Here is a 24,846-nt window from a genome sequence, read left to right as displayed (position 1 = left end):
TATTCATTCAGTCTTAATCCATGGTGGCCAAGGATCTATTGCTCAAACTGTTTTTGTAATATTTAATGTATTGCATTTTACGTTCTAAAGCGTCAATAATAGTATCAGTAAATGCAGGAAGCCCTATATCCTCACAATAGTCTAAACCGCCTGGGCTCAAGACGTTTATTTCTATCAATTTGTCATCCACGATGTCCAAGCCCACAAAAAAGAGCCCATCGCGGATAAGTTTGGGGGCGGTCAGGGAAACAATATGCTCCATTTCAGGTGTGAGCTTTGCTTTTTTTGCTTTAGCTCCCAATGACAAGTTGCTTCGGAATTCGCTTTTATCTGAACTTACTCTTCGTATAACTGCTTTTTGGCCGTTCTCTTCCAAAATTTTACCATTCATTAAAATAACTCGAACGTCACCCTTACTTACTTCGGGTAAAAATTCTTGCGCTATAATATATCCTTTTGCGCTAAGTGTTTCTATAATTTGGTTAAGGTTTTTCTTGTCCTTGTCTATTAAGTAAACGTCTTGACCGCCACTTCCCTCCAATGGTTTTAGCACCATTTTCTTGCCATTCTTTTCCCAGAATTTCATCAAATCGTCTGTGTTTCGAGTAATCAAACTATTGGGTTTAATTTCTGCAGGCAATTCCTCGAAATACAATTTATCAATAAAAGCATGGCTCATTGCGAAAGCATCGTTCAGTACCAAAACACCCAACTGTTGAATCATTCGGGCAAAAGCAATTCCACTGTGTTCTGCCCAATGTCTATCGGAAGTCTCTTCGGTAGGGTTATTCCGAAGAAAAAGGATATCCATATTTGTACTAGGCACAGACTTTGTTTTTAATTTGTCATCCTGTACTTGTTCCCAAAAATCTTCTACTTTCTCTTCTTTTACCGAAGCTGGAATTTTTTTACAACGCAGACTTATATCCTCGTCCCGATGGAAGATGAAATCGCCAACGCTCATCACATAGACTTCGTGGCCACGCTCGTGTGCTTTTTTTAAAATAACTACCGAAGTCCCGCAGGCTTCGGTTTTAACGTCGCTTAATACAAAACATATTTTCATTTTTTTGGCTTGTTTTAAAGGAAAGCGAAATGCCCTTTGTTTCGCTTTATCTTGTTTATGATTTTCTTTTTCGTGGGCAATTTATTTTTTTTATACCATTTCAGAAAGGGAAATTCCCTGTCGTAATTTGGACATTCGTCCATTAAACATTTCGTCTTTTAGATATCTCGGTTTTATTTTTGGTGGATGTAGCAATCCGCGATCGGTTAGGTCTTTGATCATCGGCACGTGTTTTAAGGCGAATTTTCCAGCAAGCAAAAACTCTAAATCTCCACCTCTTACTAAATAATCTCGAAGCTCGACAAGACCCTTCAGATAAATAATATCTTTTAGAAATCCGCCGCCTTGAAATATTCGGGAAGTAATATTGAAAGCTGGTTCTTTTGAAAAGTTATACGTAACGTAAAGCAAATTGAAAACTTCCTTAAAATCCGCTCCGTCTAAAAGTGCCTGTCCTGCAATTACTCGGCCAGCCAGTGTTCGCAATCTATTTCCTGTGAGTCCTCCAATTAAATATTCTGAAAGCACTGCTATTCCTTCCTGCAGCGAATCATAATCTGCCAAGCCTTGCGAAAGCTGACTTAGCGGCTGTTGACTTCCATTGTAATAGGTGAGCGCATGCGTACCAACCTCGTGCTGGATTAGTGCGGAGGCTTCGGGTTTTGTAAGTGTATAATCCTCCGGAAGATAAAGTTCGCCTCTGGAAACCATCATCACATTTACATCTTCACGAATATGAACATTACAAGTATAATCCGCGGCTTGTGTTCTAAAAAAATCAAATTCCGCTTCCGCCATTTTCCCGAAGGCTTTGGCATCTAAGGTCTTTACTTTTTCTTGGTAGGTGTCTTCCGAAATATTCTGAAGTATCAATTTTGCTTCAGATACAATGTTTTGATCAAGTCCTTGATAAAGACGAACGCTCCGGTAAAAGAAATTCTTTGATCCGCGTTCCTTTAACATGGTTAATTGCTGATCGATTTCCTCTCGTTTTTCATCAAAGAGAAAAGAAAGGGCCGGATCGTCAATTTCATCAATGCGTAAATCGTAAAGCCTGCGTTTTAAAATATCTGGATCTATCGGGAGAAGCCGGTAGTGGTACGCGTTTAATTCCTTGAAATTGGTTTTAAAGAAGCATTCGCGCATGGATTGAATATTCACGGGTGAAACCAATAATAAAAACTGATAGTTGCTTTCAATTTTCGTGAGTTCTTTATCAATCTTATAGACTTCTTTGTGAATTTCACGTTTTCCCAAAGCTGCAAAACTTTCCAAATTTGAAGAAGTCTGAACTCGAATAAATTCAAAAACTGCTTTATGTATGGCAGCGGCAAACCCTTCTCTAAATTTTCGAAAATACAGGGGATAAACAATTCCTTCCTCATTTCTATATACGGGAGGCACTTCAAGACCAATCAATGTTCCACCGCATTCCTTAATTTCTTCAATACTACAAAAAGCTTGCTTAGTTTGGGGCTGTCGCTGTTTGCTTTGTTCAATTCTTGCACTGAGGTCCTGACCTCCGTACCTTCTACTTTCTACTTTATCCAATTCCTGTTTTAAAACATCTAGAGAAACTGGAAGTTTATGAGAAGGGCCACGAATTACAAATTCCGTACTTCCGGGCGATCCACTATATATTTCCATTAAAATAAACGAACCAAAACGAGCGCTCATTTTTTCGGTAAGCTCTTTTACAAATTCCTTGAAATATTCAAAATGATCTTTCCCAACAATTAAGTAAGAGGCTCCTGTTCTGGCCAGTCGCATCGTTGCCTGGTCATTTGGAATGTTACGGTAGATAATCAAGAAGGGCACGTCGTGTTCCAAAAAGAGATAACCGTCGTGAGGAAGCTCTTTAATGGTTCTTTCACCTGGTTTCAATTCATCTAAAATTTCTACTTCTTTGGAGGTAGCACTTGCCTTCATGTTTTCTTTTTTGAATAGTTTTAACGTGTTTATGTGGGAAGATAAAAAAAAGGAGGCGCTGAGATTGGGGGTTTAGAGATTATTTAACAGGGAATTATAGCTTCCTTAGAATTTGCATTCGTGTTATTGACGAACTGAAAAGCCTTATAAAATGGGGTTGTTGTACAATTATATGTATTTTTGCGCTTCAATTATATATCTATGGACTACACTAAAAAAATGCTGCGCGATGATGCGCTTAAAGGAAAAACAATAGTTGTAACTGGCGGTGGAAGCGGTCTTGGAAAGGCGATGACCACTTATTTTTTAGAGCTGGGTGCCAATGTGGTGATTACATCCCGAAATATAGAAAAGTTACAAACCGTAAAAAAAGAACTCGAAGAAGCCACTGGGGGAAAAGTATTGCCTGTGCAATGTGATGTTCGAAATTATGACGAAGTAGAAGCAATGCTTGCAGCCTCGGTAAAGGAATTTGGAACTGTTGATGTACTGCTGAACAATGCCGCGGGTAACTTTATTTCACCTACGGAAAGGCTTTCAGCAAATGCTTTTGATACTATAATTGATATCGTTTTAAAGGGAACAAAAAACTGTACCCTTGCTTTCGGAAAATATTGGATTGATAAGAAGGAAACTGATAAAACTGTTTTAAACATAGTTACCACGTATGCTTTTACAGGTTCAGCTTATGTGGTTCCAAGCGCTACTGCAAAAGCAGGAGTTCTGGCCATGACGCGTTCTTTAGCTGTTGAATGGGCCAAATACGGAATTCGATTTAATGCTATTGCTCCTGGACCATTCCCAACAAAAGGAGCTTGGGATAGATTGTTGCCAGGCGATTTAAAAGAAAAATTTGATCCGGCTAAAAAAGTACCCGTTAAAAGAGTTGGTGAACACCAAGAACTCGCGAATCTTGCTGCTTATCTTGTTTCAGATTTTTCGGCATATATCAACGGCGAAGTAGTAGTTATAGACGGCGGCGAATGGTTAAAAGGCGCAGGACAAATGAATCAGCTTGAAGAAGTACCACAACAAATGTGGGATATGTTGGAATCTATGATACGTCAGCAGAAAACCAAATAACATATTTCAAGTACCAAATTCCAAAAGATAAGAAATATAGCCTTTAAAAATTTCCAAAGAATACATGGAGATGATTACTTTGATTTTTTGTTTTTTTAAAGGTTGATTTTTATTTGGAATTTGGATATTGGAATTTGAAATTTTCGTCAACGGGGTTCTGTTAACAAAAATGATTTTCTATCCACATAATTAATCGTACTTTTATCTGCTAAAATTCCAAGCAAATTAATGGGTAAAATAATTGCAATTGCAAATCAAAAAGGAGGCGTTGGCAAGACCACGACCTCAGTAAATTTAGCTGCATCATTGGGCGTTCTTGAGAAAAAAGTACTACTTATAGATGCGGACCCACAAGCCAATGCAACTTCGGGATTAGGTGTTGATGTGGAGGGAGTTGAGTTGGGGACTTACCAATTGCTTGAGCACAGTGCCACTGCAAAAGAGGCTGTCATTGCGACAAATTCACCCAATTTAGATTTAATTCCATCGCACATAGATTTGGTTGCGATAGAAATTGAATTGGTGGATGTGGAGAATCGTGAGTATATGCTGAAAAAAGCTATTGAAGGTCTAAAAGCAGATTACGATTATATACTTATAGATTGTGCGCCGTCATTAGGTTTGCTAACGCTGAATGCCCTAACAGCGGCAGATTCCGTTATTATTCCTATTCAATGTGAATATTTCGCTTTGGAAGGTCTTGGAAAACTTTTGAACACCATTAAAAGTGTTCAAAAAATTCACAATCAAAACCTTGATATTGAAGGCTTGTTGCTTACCATGTTCGATCAGCGTCTGCGACTTTCAAACCAAGTGGTAGATGAGGTGAAGAAGCATTTTGATGAAATGGTTTTTGAAACAATCATTATGCGCAATGTGCGTTTAAGTGAAGCACCCAGTTATGGTGAAAGTATTATTAGTTATGATGCTTCCAGCAAAGGAGCCGACAATTATTTGAGTTTGGCTCACGAATTAATCAAGAAAAACGAAAAAGAGTAAATGGCGAAAGCGACCAAAAAACAAGCATTAGGCCGCGGACTTTCAGCATTGTTGAAAGATCCTTCCAATGATATAAAATCAGTTTCCGATAAAAATGCCGATCAAGTTGTTGGCAGCATTGTGGAACTGGATTTGGGCAGTATTGAAGTAAACCCTTTTCAGCCGCGAACCAGTTTTAACGAAGATTCCCTTCGGGAACTGGCTTCCTCGATTAAGGAACTCGGCGTAATTCAGCCAATCACCGTTCGTAAACTCGACTTTAATAAATATCAATTGGTAAGCGGGGAACGTCGTTTTCGAGCTTCAAAATTGATCGGGTTAAAAACCATTCCGGCATATATTCGAATTGCAAACGATCAGGAATCCCTGGAGATGGCTTTGGTTGAAAATATCCAAAGGCAAGATCTGGATCCCATTGAAATTGCAATTTCATATCAACGATTAATTGAAGAAATTAACGTCACCCAAGAAGAGTTGAGCGATAGAGTGGGGAAGAACCGTTCTACCATTGCCAACTATTTACGATTGCTGAAATTAGATCCAATTATCCAAACCGGAATGCGTGATGGTTTCATTAGTATGGGCCACGGTCGTGCGTTGATCAATGTGGATGATTTAAGTGATCAATTGGATATTTATGAAAAGGTTTTAAGCCAAAATCTGTCCGTTCGCGAGACAGAAGCTTTGGTTCGGAATTTTAAAAATCCTAGTGAAAAAGCGGCCCCACAGAAAGTGAGCGCACCAGCCTTCGCCAAAAAAGCAAAAAAAGAATTGACAGATATTTTTGAAACTTCTGTAGATGTTAAGGTTTCTAAGTCGGGAAAAGGGCAACTGGTAGTTCCTTTTAAAAATCAAGATGACTTCGAACGTATTTTGAAGCTGATAAAAAGTGAAAAGTAACTTCCTATATATTTTTTTTTTAATCTTCGCCACATCTTTGTTTGCGCAGACTCCTGATTCCTTAACGGTAAAAAAGGAGAAAAAGGTAATTGTTGTAAACGATTCTATCTTGCCAAAAGAGGAGTACAATCCACTGGCACCAGCAAAAGCGGCATTCTATTCGGCCGTATTACCGGGATTGGGACAGGTTTACAATAAAAGGTATTGGAAAATTCCGATTATTTATGCCGGAATGGCGGCGGGGGTTTATTTTTACAAGCAACAGGATGATGATTATGATCGTTTCCGAAATGCTTATAAAAGAAGACTTGCAGGCTACACGGATGATGAGTTTCAAGGAATTTCTAATGACCGACTGATAAACGCCCAAAAGACTGCCCAAAAAAACAAAAGCATTAGTATTATTGTTACGGCCGCGTTTTATTTTCTAAATATTGTAGATGCCAATGTAGATGCGCATTTACGTCAATATGAAGTAAGTGAAGACCTATCGCTACAACCCAGTTTTGATTATAATCAATTTAGCGCAAAGCCACAGTATGGAATGTCGTTGACGTATCGGTTTAAATAGTTGGTAGACTTTAGACGGTAGTTGTTAGAGGGTAGAGAAGAAAGAATAAAGAAGAAAGACAAAAGAGTAAAGATGAAAGGAGCGGGGCACAAGAATCAAAAGACAGAACAGAAAGAACCTTCACATCATTTTGATGAAATTCAACTTAGCGCCTTTGCGCCTTTGCGAGAGATAATATGAAGATAGCACTCCTAGGATACGGTAAAATGGGTAAGATCATTGAAAAATTGGCTCTGGAAAAAGGTCATTCCGTGGTTTTTAAAAGCACCAGCGAATCTTCCGAAGGAAATTTTAGGGATGCTGAGGTGGCTATAGATTTTTCCTCACCGGATGCTGCGGTTAGCAATATTTCGAAGGCTTTAGAAGCTGGAATTCCAATAATTTCTGGAACTACAGGTTGGTTGGAGAACTATGATGAAATGGTAAACTTATGTGAAAACCGTAACGGAAGCTTCATTTATGCGTCCAACTTCAGCGTAGGTGTTAATCTTTTTTTTAGCATAAATGAATATGCCGCTAAGTTGATGGCTCCTTGGAAGGAATATGATGTTTCAGTTGAAGAGATTCATCACCTTGAAAAAAAAGATGCGCCAAGTGGAACAGCAATTACCATTGCCGAAGGAATCTTAAAGCATAGCGAAAAAAATAATTGGAAGTTGAATTCTTCTTCGGAAAATAGTTTGAATATCACAGCAAAAAGAGAAAAGGATGTAAAAGGAACGCATACAGTTTTATACGATTCTCCCATAGACACAATTTCATTTAAACATGAAGCTCACAATCGTGAAGGTTTCGCAAAAGGGGCAATCCTAGCGGCTGAATGGCTGAAAGATAAAAAAGGTGTTTTTACAATGAAGGACGTATTAGCCCCCGAGGGGGAATGGAATTGAATATTGATTATTGACGCATTAAAAATTCAAGGTCAATAATATAAATAATAATAAAAAATAGTAATAAGGAATAAAGAATAAGCGATGAGTTGGACAGGTTGGTTTATAGTTTTTTTAGTAGTACAATTAATCCATTTTGCCGGAACTTGGAAGCTTTACGAAGCTGCAGGAAGGAAAGGATGGGAAGCGGCTGTACCGGTTTACAACGCAGTGGTTTTAATGAAAATCATCAATCGTCCGTGGTGGTGGACCATCTTACTTTTTATACCTATTGTGAATTTAATTATGTTCCCCGTAGTTTGGGTGGAAACATTGCGCAGTTTTGGCCGTAATTCAACAACCGATACCATTTTGGGAATTGTGACTTTGGGGCTGTATATTTATTACATTAATTACACCCAAAAACTCGATTATATAAAAGACAGAAGCTTAAAGCCACGTACTTCAACGGGAGAGTGGGTAAGTTCGATTCTGTTCGCAGTAGTTGCGGCGACTATTGTTCACACCTATGTAATGCAACCTTTTACTATTCCAACTTCTTCGTTGGAAAAAACCTTGTTGGTGGGCGATTTCCTTTTTGTGAGCAAGTTCCATTATGGGGCACGTGCACCTATGACGCCTATTGCTTTCCCGATGGTGCATGATACTATTCCTTTGATTCATACAAAATCATATCTTACGTATCCTCAAATTCCATATTTCAGACTACCAGGTTTTCAAAAAATCAAGCGGAACGATATCGTAGTTTTCAACTGGCCGGTTGATACGGTAAATGCGTTTCAGCAGTATGGTGATGGGAAATACTATTACAAACCAATCGATAAAAAATCGAACTATGTAAAGCGTTGTGTAGGGATGCCAGGCGATTCATTGGAGGTTCGAGATGGCTATGTTTTTATCAACGGAAAAAAGAATGATTTGCCAGATCGCGCAAAAATCCAATTTTCGTATGAAGTGAAAGTAAACGGACAATTAAATCCTGAAATGCTTCACAACCGATACAATATTACCGATCGTTATGGCTTTGGAAACAATACATATCGATTTGCGGCTATTTCGGAAGAGTCTATGAATATGCTTAGCAACAACCCGAATGTTGTTGATATTACGCGTCTTAGCAGTGGAAAAGGAGAATGGGACCGAAGTATTTTTCCGAATAATCAAAGATATGCTTGGAACAATGATTTCTTCGGACCCTTATATATTCCTAAGAAAGGCGTAACTGTTGCTATAACTCCAGAATCATTACCATTCTATAAACGATTAATTGAAGTTTATGAAGGCAGTGAGTTGGGGGTAGATAATAAAATAACACAGTCCGGCACCGAAGTTCTATTGAATGGAAAAGCAATTACGGACTATACCTTTAAAATGGATTACTATTGGATGATGGGTGACAACCGAAACAATAGCGAGGATGCTCGTACGTGGGGTTTTGTGCCTTTCAATCACGTGGTTGGAAAGCCTGTATTTGTGTGGATGAGCTGGGATGGAATCAATAAAAAAGTACGTTGGGATAGACTATTTACTACCGTTGGTGGAAGTGGAAAACCAGTTTCTTATTTGATGTACTTTGTTATTGTGGTAATAGGTTGGTTCGCTTTTGATTTCTGGAGAAAAAGAAAGAAAGGGGCTAAAAAGTAAAATATTTGCCACGAATGCACGAATGATTATTTAAGTCTTTTGCTAAGTCCCATCCCCAGCCCTTCCCTGAGGGAAGGGAGCTGATTTGGGAATCAATTTGAAATGGCTTTGACATCAAAAATGGGGTGTAATTAATCAGCGGTTTAAAAAAACAGTGCTTTATTAAACTAGAGCCTTATTCAAAAATATTCGTGTATTCGTGGTGACCTTTATTCAGAAACTATTTAACCTTCATAGCTATGAAATTCAGTTATGCTTATGTAGTACCCATCTGGATCTCTTAATGAAAACTCCTTTTTGAGGGAATTTGGGTTTAAGTGAATTTCTTCTTCAATAGGATAGCTTAGTTTTTCGACGTTTTTTCTAATTGTATTCATTTTTTTAGTCCTGAAATATAGAATAAGTCCGTTACCAGGGGTTATGGAAGGACTTTGCATTGTAGGATGTTCGTGCTCTCCCCATTTATGAAGGCATATTAAAACGTCATCATTATCGGAGACCAATATATCAAAAGTTTTTCCGCCGTGCTTGCTTCTACATTCAAAGACTGATTGATACCATTTAGAACTGGCTTCAACATCTTTTACTGCGATTATCGGGTCAATTTTCATCTTCATATTTCTTAGGTTTAAAATTGATAAGCTTTTGATTTTTTGTAAAAAAAGGAGCTAAAAGATAAAATAAAAAAGCTACGACACTCCTTTGCACGCAGCAGACAGTTGAAATAATTTTTTAACCTACACCCCCACAGGAGATTCGTGCCTTCGTGGCTATCTTTATTCAGGAATCAATCTAAAAATTCCCTGCCCTTCAACTGCAATATAAATCAAACCGTTAGGCCCCATTTTTACATTGCGAACACGACCAATATCTTGCGCAATTTTCTCTCTATTGATTACCTTTTCTCCTTCCAATGTTAGCAATTCTACATATGCGAATTTTAAGGAACCTACTAACAACTTCCCTTTCCAATTCGGGTATTTATCGCTTGTAACAAATGCCATGCCGGAGGGAGCGATTGAAGGAACCCAATAGTAAACAGGAGACTCAATCTCTGGGCTGGAGGTTTCGTCAGTGATTTTTGTTCCGCTGTAATTGATTCCATAAGTTACAGTTGGCCAGCCATAATTCGCACCATTTTTAACTATGTTTATTTCATCGCCGCCTTTTGGGCCGTGCTCGTGAATCCAGATCTTTCCTGTTTCAGGGTTCTTCGCCATTCCTTGTGGGTTCCGATTTCCATAGGTGTAAATCGCCTTTTTCGCATTGGGTTCGTTGTAAAAAGGATTGTCTTCAGGGATGCTTCCATCATCATTCAATCGGTAAATTTTTCCACCGTCGCGTGTAATGTCTTGCGGATTTACATCTCGTTCTCCACGCTCTCCAATGGAGAAATACAGGAAATCATCATCGTCAAACTCAATCCGTGAACCAAAATGTTGGCCAGCAGTAGTGTTGGGTTCAGCTTTATAAAGTTTTTCTAGATTGGTAAGGGAGTTACCATCCAGTTTGCATCGCATTAAAGCGGTATGGCCGCCTTTTTCAGCACCTTCTTCGGAAGCATAAGTAATATAGATCCAGCCGTTGTCCTTATAATCTGGATGTAATTCGATGTCCAACAATCCCCCTTGGCCACTGTTGTAAACTTTAGGAACATTTGCTATTGATACCTTTTTACCATCTTTAAAATGAATCAATCGCCCATCTTTTTCGGTGATAAGCATACTGCCATCGGGAAGCCAAACCATTCCCCAAGGAATAGAAAGGTTTTTTACAACTTCTTCAATTTTGTAGGTTTGCGCTTCCATTTTTAACGCGATATCGTTTTCCTTTTTCTGTTGGGCACAGGAGGCAAAAACAACAAATGCCATTGCAATAGAAATATATTTTTTCATAAGTATCGTTTTAACGTAAATTGAAATTCAAGCAAGGTCTTTTTTGAGTCTTCCTGCAAGGTTTCTTTTGTATAATCTTCAAACTTCTAAACTCTTCAACAAGCCTTAAGAGGATTCCTTCTTACCGCCCGATGACATCTAGCAAGATAGAAACTACCAGCGTCGTTTCTGAATCAATTTATTTTTAAAAAGATACTAAAATTCTGGTTGCGAAAGCAGAGGCGCATGAATAATTTAGAGCGTATAAAAAATTACTTGGACATTCCTGCAAGGTCTCCTTTGGATCTTGTAGATATAACCTTCAACCTTTAGCACAAGCTACACGCTTAAATCAGTATTATATGGAGTTCTGCGTTATTTTTTAACATAAAAAAACCTCCAGTGGATGCTGGAGGTTTATAAAAAACGTGTTGACTTTTATTTTATTTCTGCCTCGGCTGACAGTTCCGAAAGAATGTGATTAAAAGTTTTACTAGGACGCATGGCCTCGGAAACCAGCTTTTCTGTTGGCTCGTAATAACCGCCAATCTCCATTTTAGGGCCTTGAGCGTCGATAAATTCCTTATTAATCTTAGCTTCGTTTTCCCTCAATTCCTTGGCAATTGGAGTGAAAATCTTTTTTAGGTCTTGATCTTTGTCTTGTTTAGAAAGCGCTTCAGCCCAATACATCGCCAAATAGAAATGACCTCCACGATTGTCAAGTTCTTTTGTATTTCGTGATGGTGATTTGCTGTTGTCAAGATACTTTTCAGTTGCTTCATCCAGAGCATCGGCTAAAACGATTGCTTTAGGGTTGTCATACTTTGTACCTAAATGTTCTAGAGAGACTGCTATCGCTAAAAATTCACCTAATGAGTCCCAACGTAAATGATTTTCTTCTATAAACTGCTCAACGTGTTTTGGGGCTGAACCTCCGGCGCCTGTTTCAAACAATCCACCACCATTCATTAAAGGTACTATGGAAAGCATTTTTGCACTTGTACCCAATTCCAGAATAGGGAAGAGGTCAGTTAAATAATCTCGCAATACATTTCCTGTTACCGAAATGGTGTCTTTCCCAGCTTTTACGCGTTCCAAAGTAAATTCAGTTGCTTTTTCTGGAGAAAGAATTTGGATATCAAGACCCTTAGTGTCGTGTTCTGGTAAATATTTATTTACTTTTTTGATTAGCTCAGCGTCGTGGGCGCGATGTTCATCCAACCAAAATATGGTTGGGTTTCCTGTTGCGCGGGCTCTTTCAACGGCAAGTTTTACCCAGTCTTGAATTGGTAAATCTTTTGCTTGGCACATTCTCCAAATATCGCCTGTTTCAACATCGTGCTCTAAAATCACTTTTCCTGAAGCATCAAGCACTTCAACTTTTCCATCTGCTGAAATTTCAAAAGTTTTATCGTGGCTGCCATATTCTTCAGCCTTTTGAGCCATTAAACCTACGTTGGGAACAGTTCCCATTGTTGTTGGATCAAAAGCGCCGTGTTTTTTACAGAATTCAATAGTAGTTTCATAAACTCCGGCATAACTACTGTCTGGAATTACAGCTTTGGTATCGTGGCTTTTTCCGTCTGGTCCCCACATCTGGCCAGAGTTTCGAATCATCGCCGGCATTGAAGCATCAATAATAACATCACTGGGAACGTGAAGGTTGGTGATTCCTTTGTCGCTATTTACCATAGCGAGGTCTGGGTTTTTGTCTATTATGTCTTGAATGTCTGAAATGATTTCATTTCTTTTCTCTTCAGATAATTCAGAAAGTTTATTTTCCAGGTCACCCAAGCCATTGTTGGCATTTACACCTAGATTTTCGAATGTGTCTGCATATTTCTTAAACAAATCTTCAAAATATACTTTTACAGCATATCCAAAAATAATTGGATCGCTCACCTTCATCATTGTTGCCTTCATATGGACTGAGAAGAGCACTTTTTTATCTTTGGCATCTTTTAGTTGTTCTTCAAGGAAAGACACCAATGCTTTTTTGCTCATTACGGTGGCATCGATAATTTCGCCTTTTAAAACCTTAAGGTTCTCTTTTAAGACTGTTTTAGCTCCATCCTTTTCAACCAGAACGATACTCAAAGTATCATCTGCGGCAAGTGTCAGAGATTTTTCATTGTGGAAGAAATCACCGTGATCCATGGTGGCCACATGGCTCTTGCTATCGCTACTCCAAGCGCCCATACTGTGTGGGTGCTTTTTTGCGTAGTTTTTAACAGCCTTAGGTGCGCGGCGGTCGCTATTTCCTTCGCGAAGCACTGGATTTACTGCACTTCCTTTTATTTTATCATATTTAGCTTTAGCTTCTTTTTCTTTGTTGTTTTTTGGTTCAACTGGATAGTCTGGAATTGGAAAACCTTTCTTTTGAAGTTCATCGATGGCTTCGTTTAATTGCGGTACAGATGCACTAATATTAGGTAATTTGATAATATTGGCTTCTGGAGATTTGGCCAATTCGCCCAATTCTTTTAAGTCGTCATTTACGCGTTGGCCTTCAGAAAGATATTCCGGAAAAACCGCTAAAATACGTGCAGCCAATGAAATATCGCGACTCTCAAGCTTAATATTTGCTGGTGCGGTGAATGCTTTTACAATTGGCAAAAGAGAGTGAGTTGCTAAAGCAGGTGACTCATCGGTTTTAGTATATATAATTTTTGAAGACTTTGTCATGGATAATATGTTTTTGGAAATAATAAATTTGAAATTTTAACAGGTGCAAATATAGCGATTTGGCGGCGCTTTTAAAAGGGAGTTTAACAGTTTAAAAGCTTGGCCGCCGAAGGAGGGTTTGGGAGCTTACATGGAATCAAGTCAAAAAAACTTAGGAGTAAAGTTGGAACTATTGGCTATAATCAAGAAAAGCCATATCAAAGTATAAATACTTTTGATATGGCTCCTTGTAAAGTAAATCGTTACCACTTGTCTGCCGAAGGCTGACTTACTGCAGGATGATTATAATCTTGCAAATGTGATTTACTCACAGAGTTCAAATTTTTCTAGTTTCGGGTATGCTGTAAAGCGTCTCCGTCTTATAAAAAATTGACTCATAAACTTTTTTTGATCTCGATACTAATAAACTAAAGATCTTGAGTATCTCAGGCAACCAAAAAAAGCAATTAAAGTGGTTCTTTTAATTTTTTCTAAATCTGGATACTAGCAGTTTTTCAAGCGTTAGTTTCGTAAGCAATTCGGAAAAAAGATGTAAAAGAACTTAACTTTAATTTATCAATCTGGCTGTAACACCATTTTGATATAGCTAATATAAGACGAAGAATTGGATTTTCAAGCTTGTTTAACCCACTAAGAATCCACAGTTTACGAACATTGCTTGTTAACAATTGTTCATAAAAAAAGCCCTGTAATCACAGGGCTTTTGAGAGTTTTCAACAAAGAGAAAGTTATGAACGTTTTTCTTTGATACGGGCTTTTTTACCGGTAAGACCTCTAAAGTAATAAATACGTGCTCTACGTACACTACCTTTTTTATTGATCTCAATTTTTTGAAGTGCTGGCATATTTAGTGGGAAAATACGTTCCACACCAATAGTTCCACTCATTTTACGGATTGTAAAAGTTTTAGTAGTTCCAGTACCTTTTACTTGAATTACAACACCTCTAAAAAACTGTGTTCTTGTTTTTTCGCCTTCACGGATTTCGTAATACACAGTAATGGTATCACCAGCCCCGAATTCAGGAAATTCATTTTTAGTAACAAATTCGTCTTCTACAAATTTAATTAACTCTTCCATTTTGTTAATTTGATAAGGTTTGAGTTAAAACAACATTCGCGGTTTTCGCCAGAGGTTGGATTAAGTGGCTGCAAAAGTAAGGAATTTATATAATGTGGCAAGTGCTTTTCAATTTAAATGCAATAAGTAATTGAATCGAGGCCTTTGGGGTTAATTTTCATATTAGGAAATAGACTCCTTGGGCAGGTTTTTAAATTGAATGTACGAATGCGCAATAGGAATTAATGTAATTATTCCCGTAATTATTAAAAACAGTGTCAATGCAGTTTGTTCATTGAAAATGAAACAGAAAATGATTATCAATAGTCCACCGGCAACCCATAATTTCCCTGCAAGCTTATGGGTTTTTTTCCAGATATCCTCGTTTTCTAAAGTCCATGGAGTACGTATACCTACAAAGTAATTTGGTTTTATCGTTTTAAAATAATTTCCCAGCAGTACAAAAAAGCCACCGATAATCATAAATAAATAGTTCGGATTGCTAAGTGATTGTTCTTTTACCGAATAGATCACATACATGAAAAGCACCGCTATAAATACTGCGATAAGAAGGCGGATGGTATAATATTTATTGCCCATCGTATTCAAGCGCCTCTTAGGATCAATTAAGGGAATAAACAAAAACAGCGCATATAGAAATACTGGAAGTAGGCCTACAATTAGCAATTCCATTTTGTTTCCATATCGATTAACTTCACCATTTAATCCCCATTGCAAAGGGACTTTGACTGGTAAGCTGTTCCAAACATACGCCAGAAAGAAAGCTGGCAAAACCGAAAGTAGGAGCAAGGGAAGCTCTTTTTTTAAATTGAATTTCATAAAATTTATTTTTTGAGGGTTAGTAGCCAAGTAAAAACATCGTCGAGAATAGTTGTGTTGATCGAATAGTGGATAAACTGCCCTTTTTTTTCTCCAGCAATCAAATCTGCTCGCTGTAAAATGTCAAGATGGTGCGAAATGCTGGGTTTTGAAATACTGAAATTGTCTGCGATTTCTCCCGCGGTCAAATCCTCTTTTTTCAAAAGTTCTAGGATTTCCCTTCTTGTTTCATCGTTTAATGCTTTGAAAATGTCTTTCACTATATATTTAGTTATTTAGACAAATATCTAAATACTGTTTTTAAGAAACAAATTATTTTATTAAAAAAAGTTGATTGACAGTAAATTAGCGGGTCACTCCAACAAATCTGGCCTACGCTCCTTTGTGCGTTTGTAAGCCTGATCCTCCCGCCATTCCTCGATTTTGCCGGTATGGCCGCTCGTTAATATATCAGGTACGGTCCAACCTTTATATTCGGCAGGACGTGTATATATTGGTGGAGCTAATAAATCATCTTGAAAAGAATCTGTTAATGCGCTAGTTTCATTTCCTAAAACGCCAGGAATTAAACGGATCACTGCATCACAAACAAGCGCCGCAGCAAGCTCGCCGCCACTGAGAACAAAGTCGCCTACAGAGATTTCCATCGTTATAAAATGATCTCGAACACGTTGATCCACGCCTTTATAATGTCCGCAAAGTATGATGATGTTTTCTTTAAGTGAAAGTGTGTTTGCAGTTTGTTGATTGAAGGTTTTGCCGTCGGGCGTCATATAGATGATCTCGTCATAATCGCGTTGCGCTTTCAATTCTGAAATGCATTTATCAATAGGTTCAATCATCATTACCATTCCCGCGCCACCGCCAAATTGATAATCGTCTATTTGTTTATAGGCGTTAGTGGACCAATCGCGAAGATTATGGGTATGAACTTCCACGATGCCTTTTTCGATGGCACGCTTTAAAATTGATACTTCAAACGGACTTTGAAGTAATTCAGGAACAACGGTAATTATGTCTATTCGCATTATAGAAAATCTTTTTTCAAGTTACATTGATTAATGGAGACTTTTTTGCCTCTCGAAAAACCATGGTCAAAAGGGTTCAAAACATATTTTTCAACTACTTCAAGAAGAGTGATAGAGTCCATAGAAATAGTGATAAAAATACAAAAATACGCTAATTGAAACGGACTACACTTCCCAAGTATAATGATTTACGTTAACATCATTTTTCCAGCCCAATCTTTTATAAAGGGATTGGGCGGGATTTTCAGTATCAGTTTCTAAGGTGATTCCTCTGCAGCCTTCTTTTATAGCTAACTTTTTTGCACGTTCCATCAGCGCTTCGCCTACGCCTTGTTTTCTGGCTTCTGAAGTTACGAATAGATCGTTTAAAATATAAATACGTTGCATTGAAACTGAAGAAAAACTTGGGTATAGTTGTGTGAAACCTAAGCCCTTTCCAGAAGCATCCAGACATAGGAATATGACTGAATCTTGTTTTGTAAACCTTTCTTTTAAAAATTTCCTGGCTGCTTCTAGGTTGGATGCTTGTTTGTAAAAAACTCGGTAGGCATTAAATAATGGCACTATCTGTTCTATATTTTCAATGGATGCTGTTATTACTTTCATAATATGATTAGATTAAGAAATATTAGAATTTTGACTTAAGTCTCTCGCCGGGGATCGCCCGAGATCACGAACCTTATCTAACTCGGCTTCAAAGTATTGCCACGTCCCGATAGCTCCTATGTTTGCTTTGGAAATAAATTTTTAGTTTTACAAATATAAGTGAAAGAGGGTAAGAGTCAACCGATGGCTAGGTAATCTTAAGATATACCGACCGATAGATATGACCTTATCCTTTTATATCTCGTAGAGTTTGAACAGAATGTAAGGAACCTCAACGGTATCCAGAATATCCAACCAGGAGAAAAAACGGACAGAGATTTTTCATTTGTAATTTTAAAAATCGAACACATGAAAAAAGTTTTAAAGGAAGTTGCGGGTATTGATGTAGCCCAAAAGGAATTAGTTGTATCTCTGGGAAGGCTCTATGAGGATTTGGACATTGAAATCATATCGTACAAAGTGTTTAAAAACACTGACAACGGTATAAAATCTTTGATCGATTGGGTTGCTGGCCACAGTAACAATGCAGATAGCGTTAGATATGTCATGGAAGCGACCGGAGTCTATCATGAAAAACTTGCCTATGGCCTTGCTGAAAGTGGTTTTGATCTGAGCATTGTATTGCCCAATAAGATCAGTAATTTTTTTAGGACATTGGACATAAACACGATTACTGATAAGACAGCATCACAAGCTATTATGAGATTCGGTCTTGAACGTAGACTAGATAACTGGAATCGCCCAAAAGGAGTTTATAGACGGCTCAAGCAATTAACCCGGGAGCGTGACCAAATAGTTGATCAGAGATCTATGGTCAAAAATCAGCTACACGCGGAAAAAGCGGAGGCTATGCCTAACCAAAGAAGCCTTGAACGTATTGCTGAGAGAATCAAATTTCTCAACGGTCAGGAGAAAGAAATCAAGATGGATATAGCCACATTGCTAAAGGATTATCCGGATATTAGGGAAAGAATAAAAAATATTTGTTCCATACCAGGCGTGGGAGAGCTGACCGCGGTCATCGTATTAGCTGAGACCAATGGGTTCGAGCTGATAAGAAACAAAAAACAATTGACCGGTTATGCGGGCCTGGATGTTAGGGAAAAACAATCGAGCACATCTGTAAAGGGTAAACCGCGGATATCAAAAAAAGGGAATAGGCATCTTAGAAAATCAATGCACCTACCTTCTCTGTCATCCGTAAAGTATAATAAATTCCATAGAGACCTATATACCCGAATAGTTGCCAAAAGTGGGGTTAAAATGAAAGCACTGATAGCTGTGCAGAGAAAAATGCTGGAACTTATATTTGTTATAGATAAGGATAAAACTAAGTTTGAGAATGATTATCAACAAAAAAGGACACTAAATGCAAATGCAGAAAGTATCCTTTTACAGACTAGCTTATAGCCGTCTTGAATAACAAAAATAATAAAAAAAAGAGAAAATCTCTTGTTAGTTAACACAGAATCTATCGGGATCACTAATATACACTAATTCAATCTTTCCTCGAAAAATGATGACGCAATCAGGGCGCTTTGAATTTCACTAATGCAACAGACTTTCAGTCTGCTTAGAATGCGCTGTAATATTAGTGCAGAAACAAAATCGTTTAGTCATCTCTTTATCCTTATATATGTAGATTATTAAATATCAGTCTGTTATAAATGTAGTTAGATGATAGACAGTAAGACATATAATGTATGACTAAAAAGTATTATAACAGTTTAAATTTTCCCGCAACGTAAAGGTCTTATGTCTTAAGTCCTTTAGTCCTAAGTCCTATTTAAAAATCAACCTTTATTAATCTCGCGCTCTTTTTTCCGTTTTGCTCTTTCTTCTTGGCGTTCCTTTTTGCGCAATTCACGTTTTTCTTTTCTAGTGATATCTCCAGCTTTAAAGGCATCCTTGTAATTTATATCATCATCAACTTGATCTGTAAATGCTTTTATCCATCCATTTTTAAAAATGCCCAATACGGTAGGCCAAACCCCAGCATCAACATTGTTTAAATCGCCTTCAATAGGAACTTTTGTGGCCACGGTATCAGTTCCCTGATTTTTCAATATAAATTTAAAGAGCCCAGCAAAGCCTTCCCATAAAACATCGAGAAAACTGTCGCCTTCACCTATTAATTTGGTGTCTGTAAGCAATGGTTTTATATAACCAATTAAATGCCCATCAGCGATTGCTACTTCACTATAAAGGCCGAATGTTCCTTTGTCGAAATCCAGACCAGCGTAATAATTTGTGAAATCATTTAACGCAGTTACATCTGCATTTTCTAGAGAAAAGGAAAGATCCATGTCTGGAATTTCCTTAACCAGGTTCATATTTCCTTCCAAGGAGACTTTTCCATTTCCGATGGAAACTCCTGTAGCGCGGATAGGTGAGGGGAGAATGCGCTCTTTTTCCACCACGTTGCGTAAGTTATCTGCGGTAAGTTCTAATTTGGCTATCTGCAAATCGATATTAGGATCTGCCGAAAGCTGAACAAAAGCAATTTTACCATCGTGTACTTCAAAGTGGTTTATGTCTATGGGAACGAGTTCTGTTAGTGCTTTTGTCCAATCATCAACATCTGCGTCTCCGCTTTCTTCTTTTTGATCTTCAAAAACGTACACTACTTCAGGACTGGTCATTATGATCTCACTTACTATTTTTCCTTTAAAAAGTGATTTCCATTCCATGGAAATTTCACTTTTCGGGAAACTGAGAAAGGGAACTTGGGAGTCTGCGGTCCCTTTGTTTAAATACATTCCCTTAATCACATAAGCCCCTCGTATCAGTGAAATATCAATATCATCCACTTGGCCGTAATAGCCGGGAATGTCTGCCAAGACTTTGTTGACATTCTTTTTTACTAACGTGGGAAGATATATTCTAAAAGCTATAAGAAGGATTAAAATGATAATCGGAATTGTATATCGCTTCTTTTTAAACCTGCTTCTCTTATTTGTTTCTGACATTTTTTAAAATAAATGATTTAAACAAATTTGATTGAAAGCTTGGGAATACTCAGTTAATGAAGTCATAAAAAAGATAAACCTCCTTTATGGCAGCGCGGTTAAATTTAACACAGAGGCACAGAGAGTAAGGGAAAATTATGGTGGGAGACATTTACAAACTGCAATTGCCGTTTATGATATCTTGTTTCGTTGGGTTATAGGCATTATTGTTTACAGTAAAATTACCACCCAAACCATCACTAACAAGAAGAAGTTGCAGAGCACATAAATCTGCTAGAGATGTATTTCCAGTAACTCTTAGGTTTCTCTTTAAATAGTAGAGATTTTGTAATCCATTTAAGTTCAGAATTGAATTATTATCCTTTATATCAAGATCTTGGGTTATGGACTTTAAATTGGAAAGACCGTTGATATTCTGCAAACCACTATTATTATTCAATCTAAGCTTGTCTGCGGATTCAAGATTGCTCAATTCGTCAATGTTTTGAATACTCGAATTACCAATTATCTCTAAACTTAAAGAAGCTGTTTTAAGATTATTCAGACCTACGAGATTAAGTAAAGATGGATTATCGCTTATCGCCAAAGCTCCCGAAACTTCAATGCCGAGTAATCCAGCGATGCTATTAAGTGATGCATTATCTCTAATATAGATGAGTTTAGGTCTCAAAACCAGATTTCTAATACCATCAATATTCAATAAAGACTGATTCTCAATTATTGTTAGATTATCTTCTAAATATTTGAGGTTTTCTAAAGAATCAAGGTTGGTTAGACTTTTATTATTGCGAATCATAATCCCACCATTGGCACTTGTGAGATTTTGAAGTCCGTCAATGTTTGTCAATTCTGGGTTTTCATTAATTTTTAAGCTGTAGGTTTGTGTTACATTGGCGAGTCCATCTATGTTTTGTAATGAGGAGTTTTCAGAAATCTCCAGACCAATTAATATCTTGATCTTTTCCAGGCCATCTAGGTTTTGAAGATTATTATTTTCTAAAATGTTAATAGAAATGTAATCGGAATTTACTTCGCTTAGACTTTGAATTGTAGTAAGTGACTCATTTTGGGCAATGAGAATTGTATTCGTAACGTTTGTTAAATTTTCCAGACCATTCAAATTTTGAAGATTTGGATTGAGGCCAACTAATAAATTTACACCAATACTGGTTAAGGACGAAAGCGGTGAGAGATCATTAATATCCGAAACTTCATAATCAAGATATTTTCCAATATTTAAGGTGCTAGAAATATGAGTATAATTATTAGCTCCAAAGGCCTCAACTTCTGCTTGGCTTCTAAGGTTTATTGAGCCAATATATATATTATCTTCTGTTATGTCGTTAAGGGAGATATTGATGTTTGTACTTTTAGAGACCGCACCATTGGTAACGGTTACCAATCCTGTAATTGTGGGGTTAGTTTCAAAAATAAAAACACTAGGGTTTGCAACTGTCAGTATTCCAGTTTCTAAACCAATGTTCATTGCACCTGCTGGGGTTTGTTCGGTCAAAGAAAAAGTTAGATCTCCTTGGTTTGTACTTGCCAAGACATTGCCTATCTCGAATCCTTGTGCAGGATTTTCATCTATTGTTTTTGAGAAGTCATAAGTGGTGATAACTGTTTGAATGGGAGTGGTGGAATCCTCATCAGTTGAACAAGAAATGATAAAAAAACTTGCTAAAAACAAAACGAGTTGATATTTATTGATCTTATTTAATACTTTCATAAAATTAGAGCTTCGGAAATATTGTTTAATTTTAAATACTGCAGTTCCCATCTATAATATCTTGTTTAGTTGGATTAAATAAATTGTCTGAAATCTCGTAAGATCCCAAAGTGCCACTTGTCATAAAATTTTGTAGTCCACAAAAATCTCTCAACAATAAGTTTTGCGAAATCTCCATAAGTCCATCAACCCTTGTTAACCCAGTAAGAGCGTTTAAATTAGACAAACTTTTATTTCTTGTAATCTTAATGTCATTACTTATAGTATTAAGGTTGGACAGCCCATCTATATTTTTCAATGAGTTGTTTTTTAACAAAGTAACACTTGATAGACTGCTGATTCTTGAAAGACCGTCGATGTTTTTCAAAAGAGAATTGTCACTGATACTAATATTTTCCGAAACATCAATATTTTGCAGTCCGGATATATTTTGAAGTATATGATTACCACTAACCTTCAATTCTAAAACAGTGTCGGTTAAATTTGCAAATCCGTTTAGATTGATCAAGATATCGTTCGAAATGATACTTAATGTGGGGCCTATATTTTCTAAGTTGGACAATCCATCGATATTTTTTAGATTAGCACAATACGAAATATTTAAATTTCCTCCTATAGCTTTTAGATTCTCAAAATCATCCAAGTTGGCAAGACCTATTTGATCAATTAACATCTCATTTCCAATACTTTCCAAAGAATTGAACCCACTAATATCTGTTAATTGCAAACTTAAAGATATATCCAGCGTTCCTTCTATTGAAGTGAGACTTTGCAAATCGTGTATTTTTTTAAGCGAAGGATTTGCAATTATTAGAAAATTTGATCCAATATGTGAAAGGTTTCTCAACCCATTGATTGTAGCAAGTTGAGAACAGTTGTATATAGATAAATAATCATCTATCTTTTCTAAATTTAATAAAGGGGTTAAGTCCACAATGTCATCATAATCATAATTCCCAATATTTAAATTTCCTATTATACGTGTATAACCTAAATTTCCGAAATCATTTATTTCACTTTGGCTTCTCAAAAACACATCCCCTTGGAAAGGTCTATCTTCCTCTAAATCGTTTAGATTAATGGTTACTGTAGCTATTTCAAATAAAGTTTCATTTGCCACTTTTATTGTACCGGTTATTGTGGGGTTTATCTCAAAATTAAAAATGCTTGCTTCTGCAACCTTTAATTCCCCAGTGGAAGAATCAATGGAAAAGGCATCTTCTGGAGATTGTTCAATAACTGAAAATGTAACAGTGCCTTGGTTAGTGGTCCCGGATATAGTACCTATTAACTGGCCATTTGTTGGGTTTTCATCCATTGTTGTTGAAAAATCCTGAGTAAGTACATTCTTTTCGATTTGTTCCGGTTCATCACTATCTTTTGAGCAGGAAATAAAAGTGAAGAGAGCAATGAACGCTATTATTTTAAAAGGTAGAATTCTATTCATAATTTTATTTTTTAAAGACTGCAATTGCCATCTATTAAATCCTGTTGAGTTGGGTCAAAACCATTACCCGCTACAGAATAGTATATATTGAGGTTTGTGATTAATGAATTTTGGAGGGCGCAAAAATCAGAAAGAGAAGGGTTAGAATAAAATATTAATTGTTCAGCATATTGTAAACCATTTAATCCATTTAAGTTTATCAAGCTCTGATTTTGTTTCACGGTTAAACCGCTAGATATAAGATTATCTAGTCCTGTTAAATCGATTAATGAATTATTTTTAACAATATAGGCGCCAAAAGTAAGATACGTTATTTTTGATAAACCAATTAAATTTTGTAGTTTTTTATTATTTGAAATGATTATTTCAAAAGTTACTGTGATATTATTAAGATCCGCGATATTTAATAATGAGGCATTGTTATTTATTTTTAATACTTCAATCGTAGCGATTAAATTTTCCAAACCATTTAAGTTCTCGAGTAATTCATTATTCTCAATTGTAATATATGGACCAACATTTCTTAAACTATTAAGCCCATTTAAAGTTCTGATCAGCTTACATCCCCCGATATAAAGGTCTTTTCCAATTGAGGATAAATTCCTCATCCAATTCAAATTGGGAGTTAAGGGGTTATTGTAGAAAAATAAATTTCCACTAACATTGGTTATGTTGCTCAATCCCTCCATATCTTCTAGTAACGGATTTTCATTTATAGATAAATCATTTTGAACAGAAGTAATATTATTTAAATCGCTAACACTTATCAAAATGGGGTTTTCCCCTATTATAAGATTACTGCCAATGTCTTCAATATTCCCAAGTCCTAGCGTATTTGATAATTCGCCATTACGATAAATAGTAAAGTCGCCATCAATTCTATTCAGACTTTCTAAAGGCGTTAAATCTGAAATATTACTTAATTCAGTTTCAGAATCTTTTCCTATAAAGAGAAATCCGGTAATGCGAACGTAATTGCTGGCCCCAAAGGTGTTTACTTCATCTTGGGAGCTTAAATATACATCACCATCATATATATTTTCAGTGCTTATATCATTTAATGAAATAGTAACTACTGCAATTTTAGAAACCGTCCCATTTGCCACCTTCACTGTTCCCGTAATTGTTGGATTGATTTCAAAATCAAAAAGCATTCCATCCGTAACCTTCAATTCACCAGAAGCAGCATCAATAGAAAAAGCTTCCGAAGGATTTTGTTCCGTGATTGAAAAAGTAATAGATCCTTGGTTTGTATTTCCTTGAACGGTTCCGATTACTTGTCCATTTGTTGGATTTTCATCCATGGTGGTTGAAAAATCCTGAGTGGTAACTGTTATTTGAGTTTCGATTTGTTCTGGTTCATCACTGTCTTTTGAGCAGGAAATGAAGGTGAACACTGAAAAAAAAAGTAATATCGAAAAGCTGTTATTTAGTGAGAATCGCATTATTAATGAAATGTTAAAATGGTGAGTATCCAAATATAAATAAAAAATCCCGTTACTCACGTAACAGGATTTTTTCAATCAAA

The 24,846-nt window shown here is 36.8% G+C and carries 21 protein-coding genes; 7 read left to right on the top strand and 14 right to left on the bottom strand.

The annotated features are described in order from the left end of the window. Positions 1 to 13: 13 nt before the first annotated feature. Together G440_RS0114145 and G440_RS0114140 are read right to left on the bottom strand one after the other, a co-directional pair. Complete coding sequence (locus G440_RS0114145; RefSeq protein ID WP_026451906.1) at positions 14 to 1,066, bottom strand: ATP-grasp domain-containing protein; 1,053 nt, start codon at positions 1,064 to 1,066, stop codon at positions 14 to 16. A gap of 90 nt (positions 1,067 to 1,156) precedes the next feature. After that, positions 1,157 to 2,995 carry a peptidase MATCAP family protein gene (locus tag G440_RS0114140; protein WP_026451905.1) on the bottom strand — a complete coding sequence of 613 codons (1,839 nt, stop codon included), beginning with the start codon at positions 2,993 to 2,995 and terminating at the stop codon, positions 1,157 to 1,159. 201 nt (positions 2,996 to 3,196) lie between these two features. Here G440_RS0114140 and G440_RS0114135 point away from each other — a divergent pair, with 201 nt between their 5' ends. The 6 genes from G440_RS0114135 to lepB all read left to right on the top strand — a co-directional run bounded on the left by G440_RS0114135 (position 3,197) and on the right by lepB (position 9,082). Further along, a complete protein-coding gene (locus G440_RS0114135; RefSeq protein WP_026451904.1) occupies positions 3,197 to 4,078 on the top strand; it encodes an SDR family oxidoreductase in 882 nt (293 codons plus the stop codon). A 228-nt stretch (positions 4,079 to 4,306) separates the two neighbouring features. Then, positions 4,307 to 5,077 carry a ParA family protein gene (locus G440_RS0114125; RefSeq protein ID WP_026451903.1) on the top strand — a complete coding sequence of 257 codons (771 nt, stop codon included), beginning with the start codon at positions 4,307 to 4,309 and terminating at the stop codon, positions 5,075 to 5,077. After that, positions 5,078 to 5,977: a ParB/RepB/Spo0J family partition protein gene (locus G440_RS0114120; protein WP_026451902.1), complete on the top strand. Its 900-nt coding sequence runs from the start codon at positions 5,078 to 5,080 to the stop codon at positions 5,975 to 5,977. After that, positions 5,967 to 6,548: a DUF5683 domain-containing protein gene (locus tag G440_RS0114115; RefSeq protein WP_026451901.1), complete on the top strand. Its 582-nt coding sequence runs from the start codon at positions 5,967 to 5,969 to the stop codon at positions 6,546 to 6,548. Before G440_RS0114120 ends, G440_RS0114115 begins: the two co-directional genes overlap by 11 nt. Before the next feature lie 176 nt (positions 6,549 to 6,724). Next, on the top strand, positions 6,725 to 7,438 hold the full coding sequence (gene dapB / locus G440_RS0114105; protein WP_026451900.1) for a 4-hydroxy-tetrahydrodipicolinate reductase: 714 nt from the start codon (positions 6,725 to 6,727) through the stop codon (positions 7,436 to 7,438). Positions 7,439 to 7,522: 84 nt separating this feature from the next. Continuing rightward, on the top strand, positions 7,523 to 9,082 hold the full coding sequence (gene lepB, locus G440_RS0114100; protein ID WP_026451899.1) for a signal peptidase I: 1,560 nt from the start codon (positions 7,523 to 7,525) through the stop codon (positions 9,080 to 9,082). 224 nt (positions 9,083 to 9,306) lie between these two features. Here the strand turns inward: lepB and G440_RS0114090 are convergent, their stop codons facing one another. The 8 genes from G440_RS0114090 to G440_RS0114045 all read right to left on the bottom strand — a co-directional run bounded on the left by G440_RS0114090 (position 9,307) and on the right by G440_RS0114045 (position 17,173). Then, positions 9,307 to 9,699 (bottom strand): VOC family protein, encoded by a 393-nt coding sequence (locus G440_RS0114090; protein WP_245574864.1) that lies wholly within the window; start codon positions 9,697 to 9,699, stop codon positions 9,307 to 9,309. Between the two features lie 159 nt (positions 9,700 to 9,858). Beyond that, complete coding sequence (locus tag G440_RS0114085) at positions 9,859 to 10,977, bottom strand: PQQ-dependent sugar dehydrogenase (RefSeq protein WP_026451897.1); 1,119 nt, start codon at positions 10,975 to 10,977, stop codon at positions 9,859 to 9,861. A gap of 417 nt (positions 10,978 to 11,394) precedes the next feature. Then, a complete protein-coding gene (locus G440_RS0114080) occupies positions 11,395 to 13,641 on the bottom strand; it encodes an NADP-dependent isocitrate dehydrogenase (RefSeq protein WP_026451896.1) in 2,247 nt (748 codons plus the stop codon). A gap of 728 nt (positions 13,642 to 14,369) precedes the next feature. Next, positions 14,370 to 14,720, bottom strand: a complete 351-nt coding sequence (gene rplS / locus G440_RS0114070) for a 50S ribosomal protein L19 (protein WP_026451895.1) — start codon at positions 14,718 to 14,720, stop codon at positions 14,370 to 14,372. Positions 14,721 to 14,882: 162 nt separating this feature from the next. Continuing rightward, entirely contained in the window at positions 14,883 to 15,539 is a 657-nt protein-coding gene (locus G440_RS0114065; protein ID WP_026451894.1) for an SdpI family protein, read from the bottom strand. A 5-nt stretch (positions 15,540 to 15,544) separates the two neighbouring features. Then, positions 15,545 to 15,799 (bottom strand): autorepressor SdpR family transcription factor, encoded by a 255-nt coding sequence (locus tag G440_RS0114060; protein WP_026451893.1) that lies wholly within the window; start codon positions 15,797 to 15,799, stop codon positions 15,545 to 15,547. Positions 15,800 to 15,892: 93 nt separating this feature from the next. Further along, a complete protein-coding gene (gene trmD / locus G440_RS0114055) occupies positions 15,893 to 16,567 on the bottom strand; it encodes a tRNA (guanosine(37)-N1)-methyltransferase TrmD (protein ID WP_026451892.1) in 675 nt (224 codons plus the stop codon). A 165-nt stretch (positions 16,568 to 16,732) separates the two neighbouring features. Then, positions 16,733 to 17,173 carry a GNAT family N-acetyltransferase gene (locus tag G440_RS0114045; protein ID WP_026451891.1) on the bottom strand — a complete coding sequence of 147 codons (441 nt, stop codon included), beginning with the start codon at positions 17,171 to 17,173 and terminating at the stop codon, positions 16,733 to 16,735. Between the two features lie 348 nt (positions 17,174 to 17,521). Here G440_RS0114045 and G440_RS0114040 point away from each other — a divergent pair, with 348 nt between their 5' ends. Further along, positions 17,522 to 18,583, top strand: a complete 1,062-nt coding sequence (locus G440_RS0114040) for an IS110 family RNA-guided transposase (RefSeq protein ID WP_026451890.1) — start codon at positions 17,522 to 17,524, stop codon at positions 18,581 to 18,583. 383 nt (positions 18,584 to 18,966) lie between these two features. Here the strand turns inward: G440_RS0114040 and G440_RS0114035 are convergent, their stop codons facing one another. The 4 genes from G440_RS0114035 to G440_RS0114020 all read right to left on the bottom strand — a co-directional run bounded on the left by G440_RS0114035 (position 18,967) and on the right by G440_RS0114020 (position 24,841). Continuing rightward, the gene (locus G440_RS0114035) at positions 18,967 to 20,142 is read right to left on the bottom strand and encodes a DUF748 domain-containing protein (RefSeq protein ID WP_026451889.1); all 1,176 of its coding nucleotides are present in this window, start codon (positions 20,140 to 20,142) and stop codon (positions 18,967 to 18,969) included. 151 nt (positions 20,143 to 20,293) lie between these two features. Next, the gene (locus G440_RS0114030) at positions 20,294 to 21,871 is read right to left on the bottom strand and encodes a cadherin repeat domain-containing protein (protein WP_157417998.1); all 1,578 of its coding nucleotides are present in this window, start codon (positions 21,869 to 21,871) and stop codon (positions 20,294 to 20,296) included. A 31-nt stretch (positions 21,872 to 21,902) separates the two neighbouring features. Then, positions 21,903 to 23,318 (bottom strand): cadherin repeat domain-containing protein, encoded by a 1,416-nt coding sequence (locus G440_RS0114025; protein ID WP_026451887.1) that lies wholly within the window; start codon positions 23,316 to 23,318, stop codon positions 21,903 to 21,905. A gap of 11 nt (positions 23,319 to 23,329) precedes the next feature. Then, positions 23,330 to 24,841, bottom strand: coding sequence for a cadherin repeat domain-containing protein (locus G440_RS0114020; protein ID WP_169718963.1), 1,512 nt, complete (start codon positions 24,839 to 24,841; stop codon positions 23,330 to 23,332). Between the last annotated feature and the right edge of the window lie 5 nt (positions 24,842 to 24,846).

This window comes from Aequorivita capsosiphonis DSM 23843 (genome assembly GCF_000429125.1).
Lineage (GTDB): Bacteria > Bacteroidota > Bacteroidia > Flavobacteriales > Flavobacteriaceae > Aequorivita > Aequorivita capsosiphonis.
The sequence above is the reverse complement of the archived record's forward strand: the minus strand, read 5'-3'. Positions and strand labels throughout refer to the sequence as shown.

What these genes read in the sequence shown, in the direction of transcription:
- G440_RS0114145 (WP_026451906.1), bottom strand. Translation starts at nt 1,066, where the DNA reads ATGAAAATATGTTTTGTATTAAGCGACGTTAAAACCGAAGCCTGCGGG.
- G440_RS0114140 (WP_026451905.1), bottom strand. Translation starts at nt 2,995, where the DNA reads ATGAAGGCAAGTGCTACCTCCAAAGAAGTAGAAATTTTAGATGAATTG.
- G440_RS0114135 (WP_026451904.1), top strand. Translation starts at nt 3,197, where the DNA reads ATGGACTACACTAAAAAAATGCTGCGCGATGATGCGCTTAAAGGAAAA.
- G440_RS0114125 (WP_026451903.1), top strand. Translation starts at nt 4,307, where the DNA reads ATGGGTAAAATAATTGCAATTGCAAATCAAAAAGGAGGCGTTGGCAAG.
- G440_RS0114120 (WP_026451902.1), top strand. Translation starts at nt 5,078, where the DNA reads ATGGCGAAAGCGACCAAAAAACAAGCATTAGGCCGCGGACTTTCAGCA.
- dapB (WP_026451900.1), top strand. Translation starts at nt 6,725, where the DNA reads ATGAAGATAGCACTCCTAGGATACGGTAAAATGGGTAAGATCATTGAA.
- lepB (WP_026451899.1), top strand. Translation starts at nt 7,523, where the DNA reads ATGAGTTGGACAGGTTGGTTTATAGTTTTTTTAGTAGTACAATTAATC.
- G440_RS0114090 (WP_245574864.1), bottom strand. Translation starts at nt 9,699, where the DNA reads ATGAAGATGAAAATTGACCCGATAATCGCAGTAAAAGATGTTGAAGCC.
- G440_RS0114085 (WP_026451897.1), bottom strand. Translation starts at nt 10,977, where the DNA reads ATGAAAAAATATATTTCTATTGCAATGGCATTTGTTGTTTTTGCCTCC.
- G440_RS0114080 (WP_026451896.1), bottom strand. Translation starts at nt 13,641, where the DNA reads ATGACAAAGTCTTCAAAAATTATATATACTAAAACCGATGAGTCACCT.
- rplS (WP_026451895.1), bottom strand. Translation starts at nt 14,720, where the DNA reads ATGGAAGAGTTAATTAAATTTGTAGAAGACGAATTTGTTACTAAAAAT.
- G440_RS0114065 (WP_026451894.1), bottom strand. Translation starts at nt 15,539, where the DNA reads ATGAAATTCAATTTAAAAAAAGAGCTTCCCTTGCTCCTACTTTCGGTT.
- trmD (WP_026451892.1), bottom strand. Translation starts at nt 16,567, where the DNA reads ATGCGAATAGACATAATTACCGTTGTTCCTGAATTACTTCAAAGTCCG.
- G440_RS0114045 (WP_026451891.1), bottom strand. Translation starts at nt 17,173, where the DNA reads ATGAAAGTAATAACAGCATCCATTGAAAATATAGAACAGATAGTGCCA.
- G440_RS0114040 (WP_026451890.1), top strand. Translation starts at nt 17,522, where the DNA reads ATGAAAAAAGTTTTAAAGGAAGTTGCGGGTATTGATGTAGCCCAAAAG.
- G440_RS0114035 (WP_026451889.1), bottom strand. Translation starts at nt 20,142, where the DNA reads ATGTCAGAAACAAATAAGAGAAGCAGGTTTAAAAAGAAGCGATATACA.
- G440_RS0114030 (WP_157417998.1), bottom strand. Translation starts at nt 21,871, where the DNA reads ATGAAAGTATTAAATAAGATCAATAAATATCAACTCGTTTTGTTTTTA.
- G440_RS0114025 (WP_026451887.1), bottom strand. Translation starts at nt 23,318, where the DNA reads ATGAATAGAATTCTACCTTTTAAAATAATAGCGTTCATTGCTCTCTTC.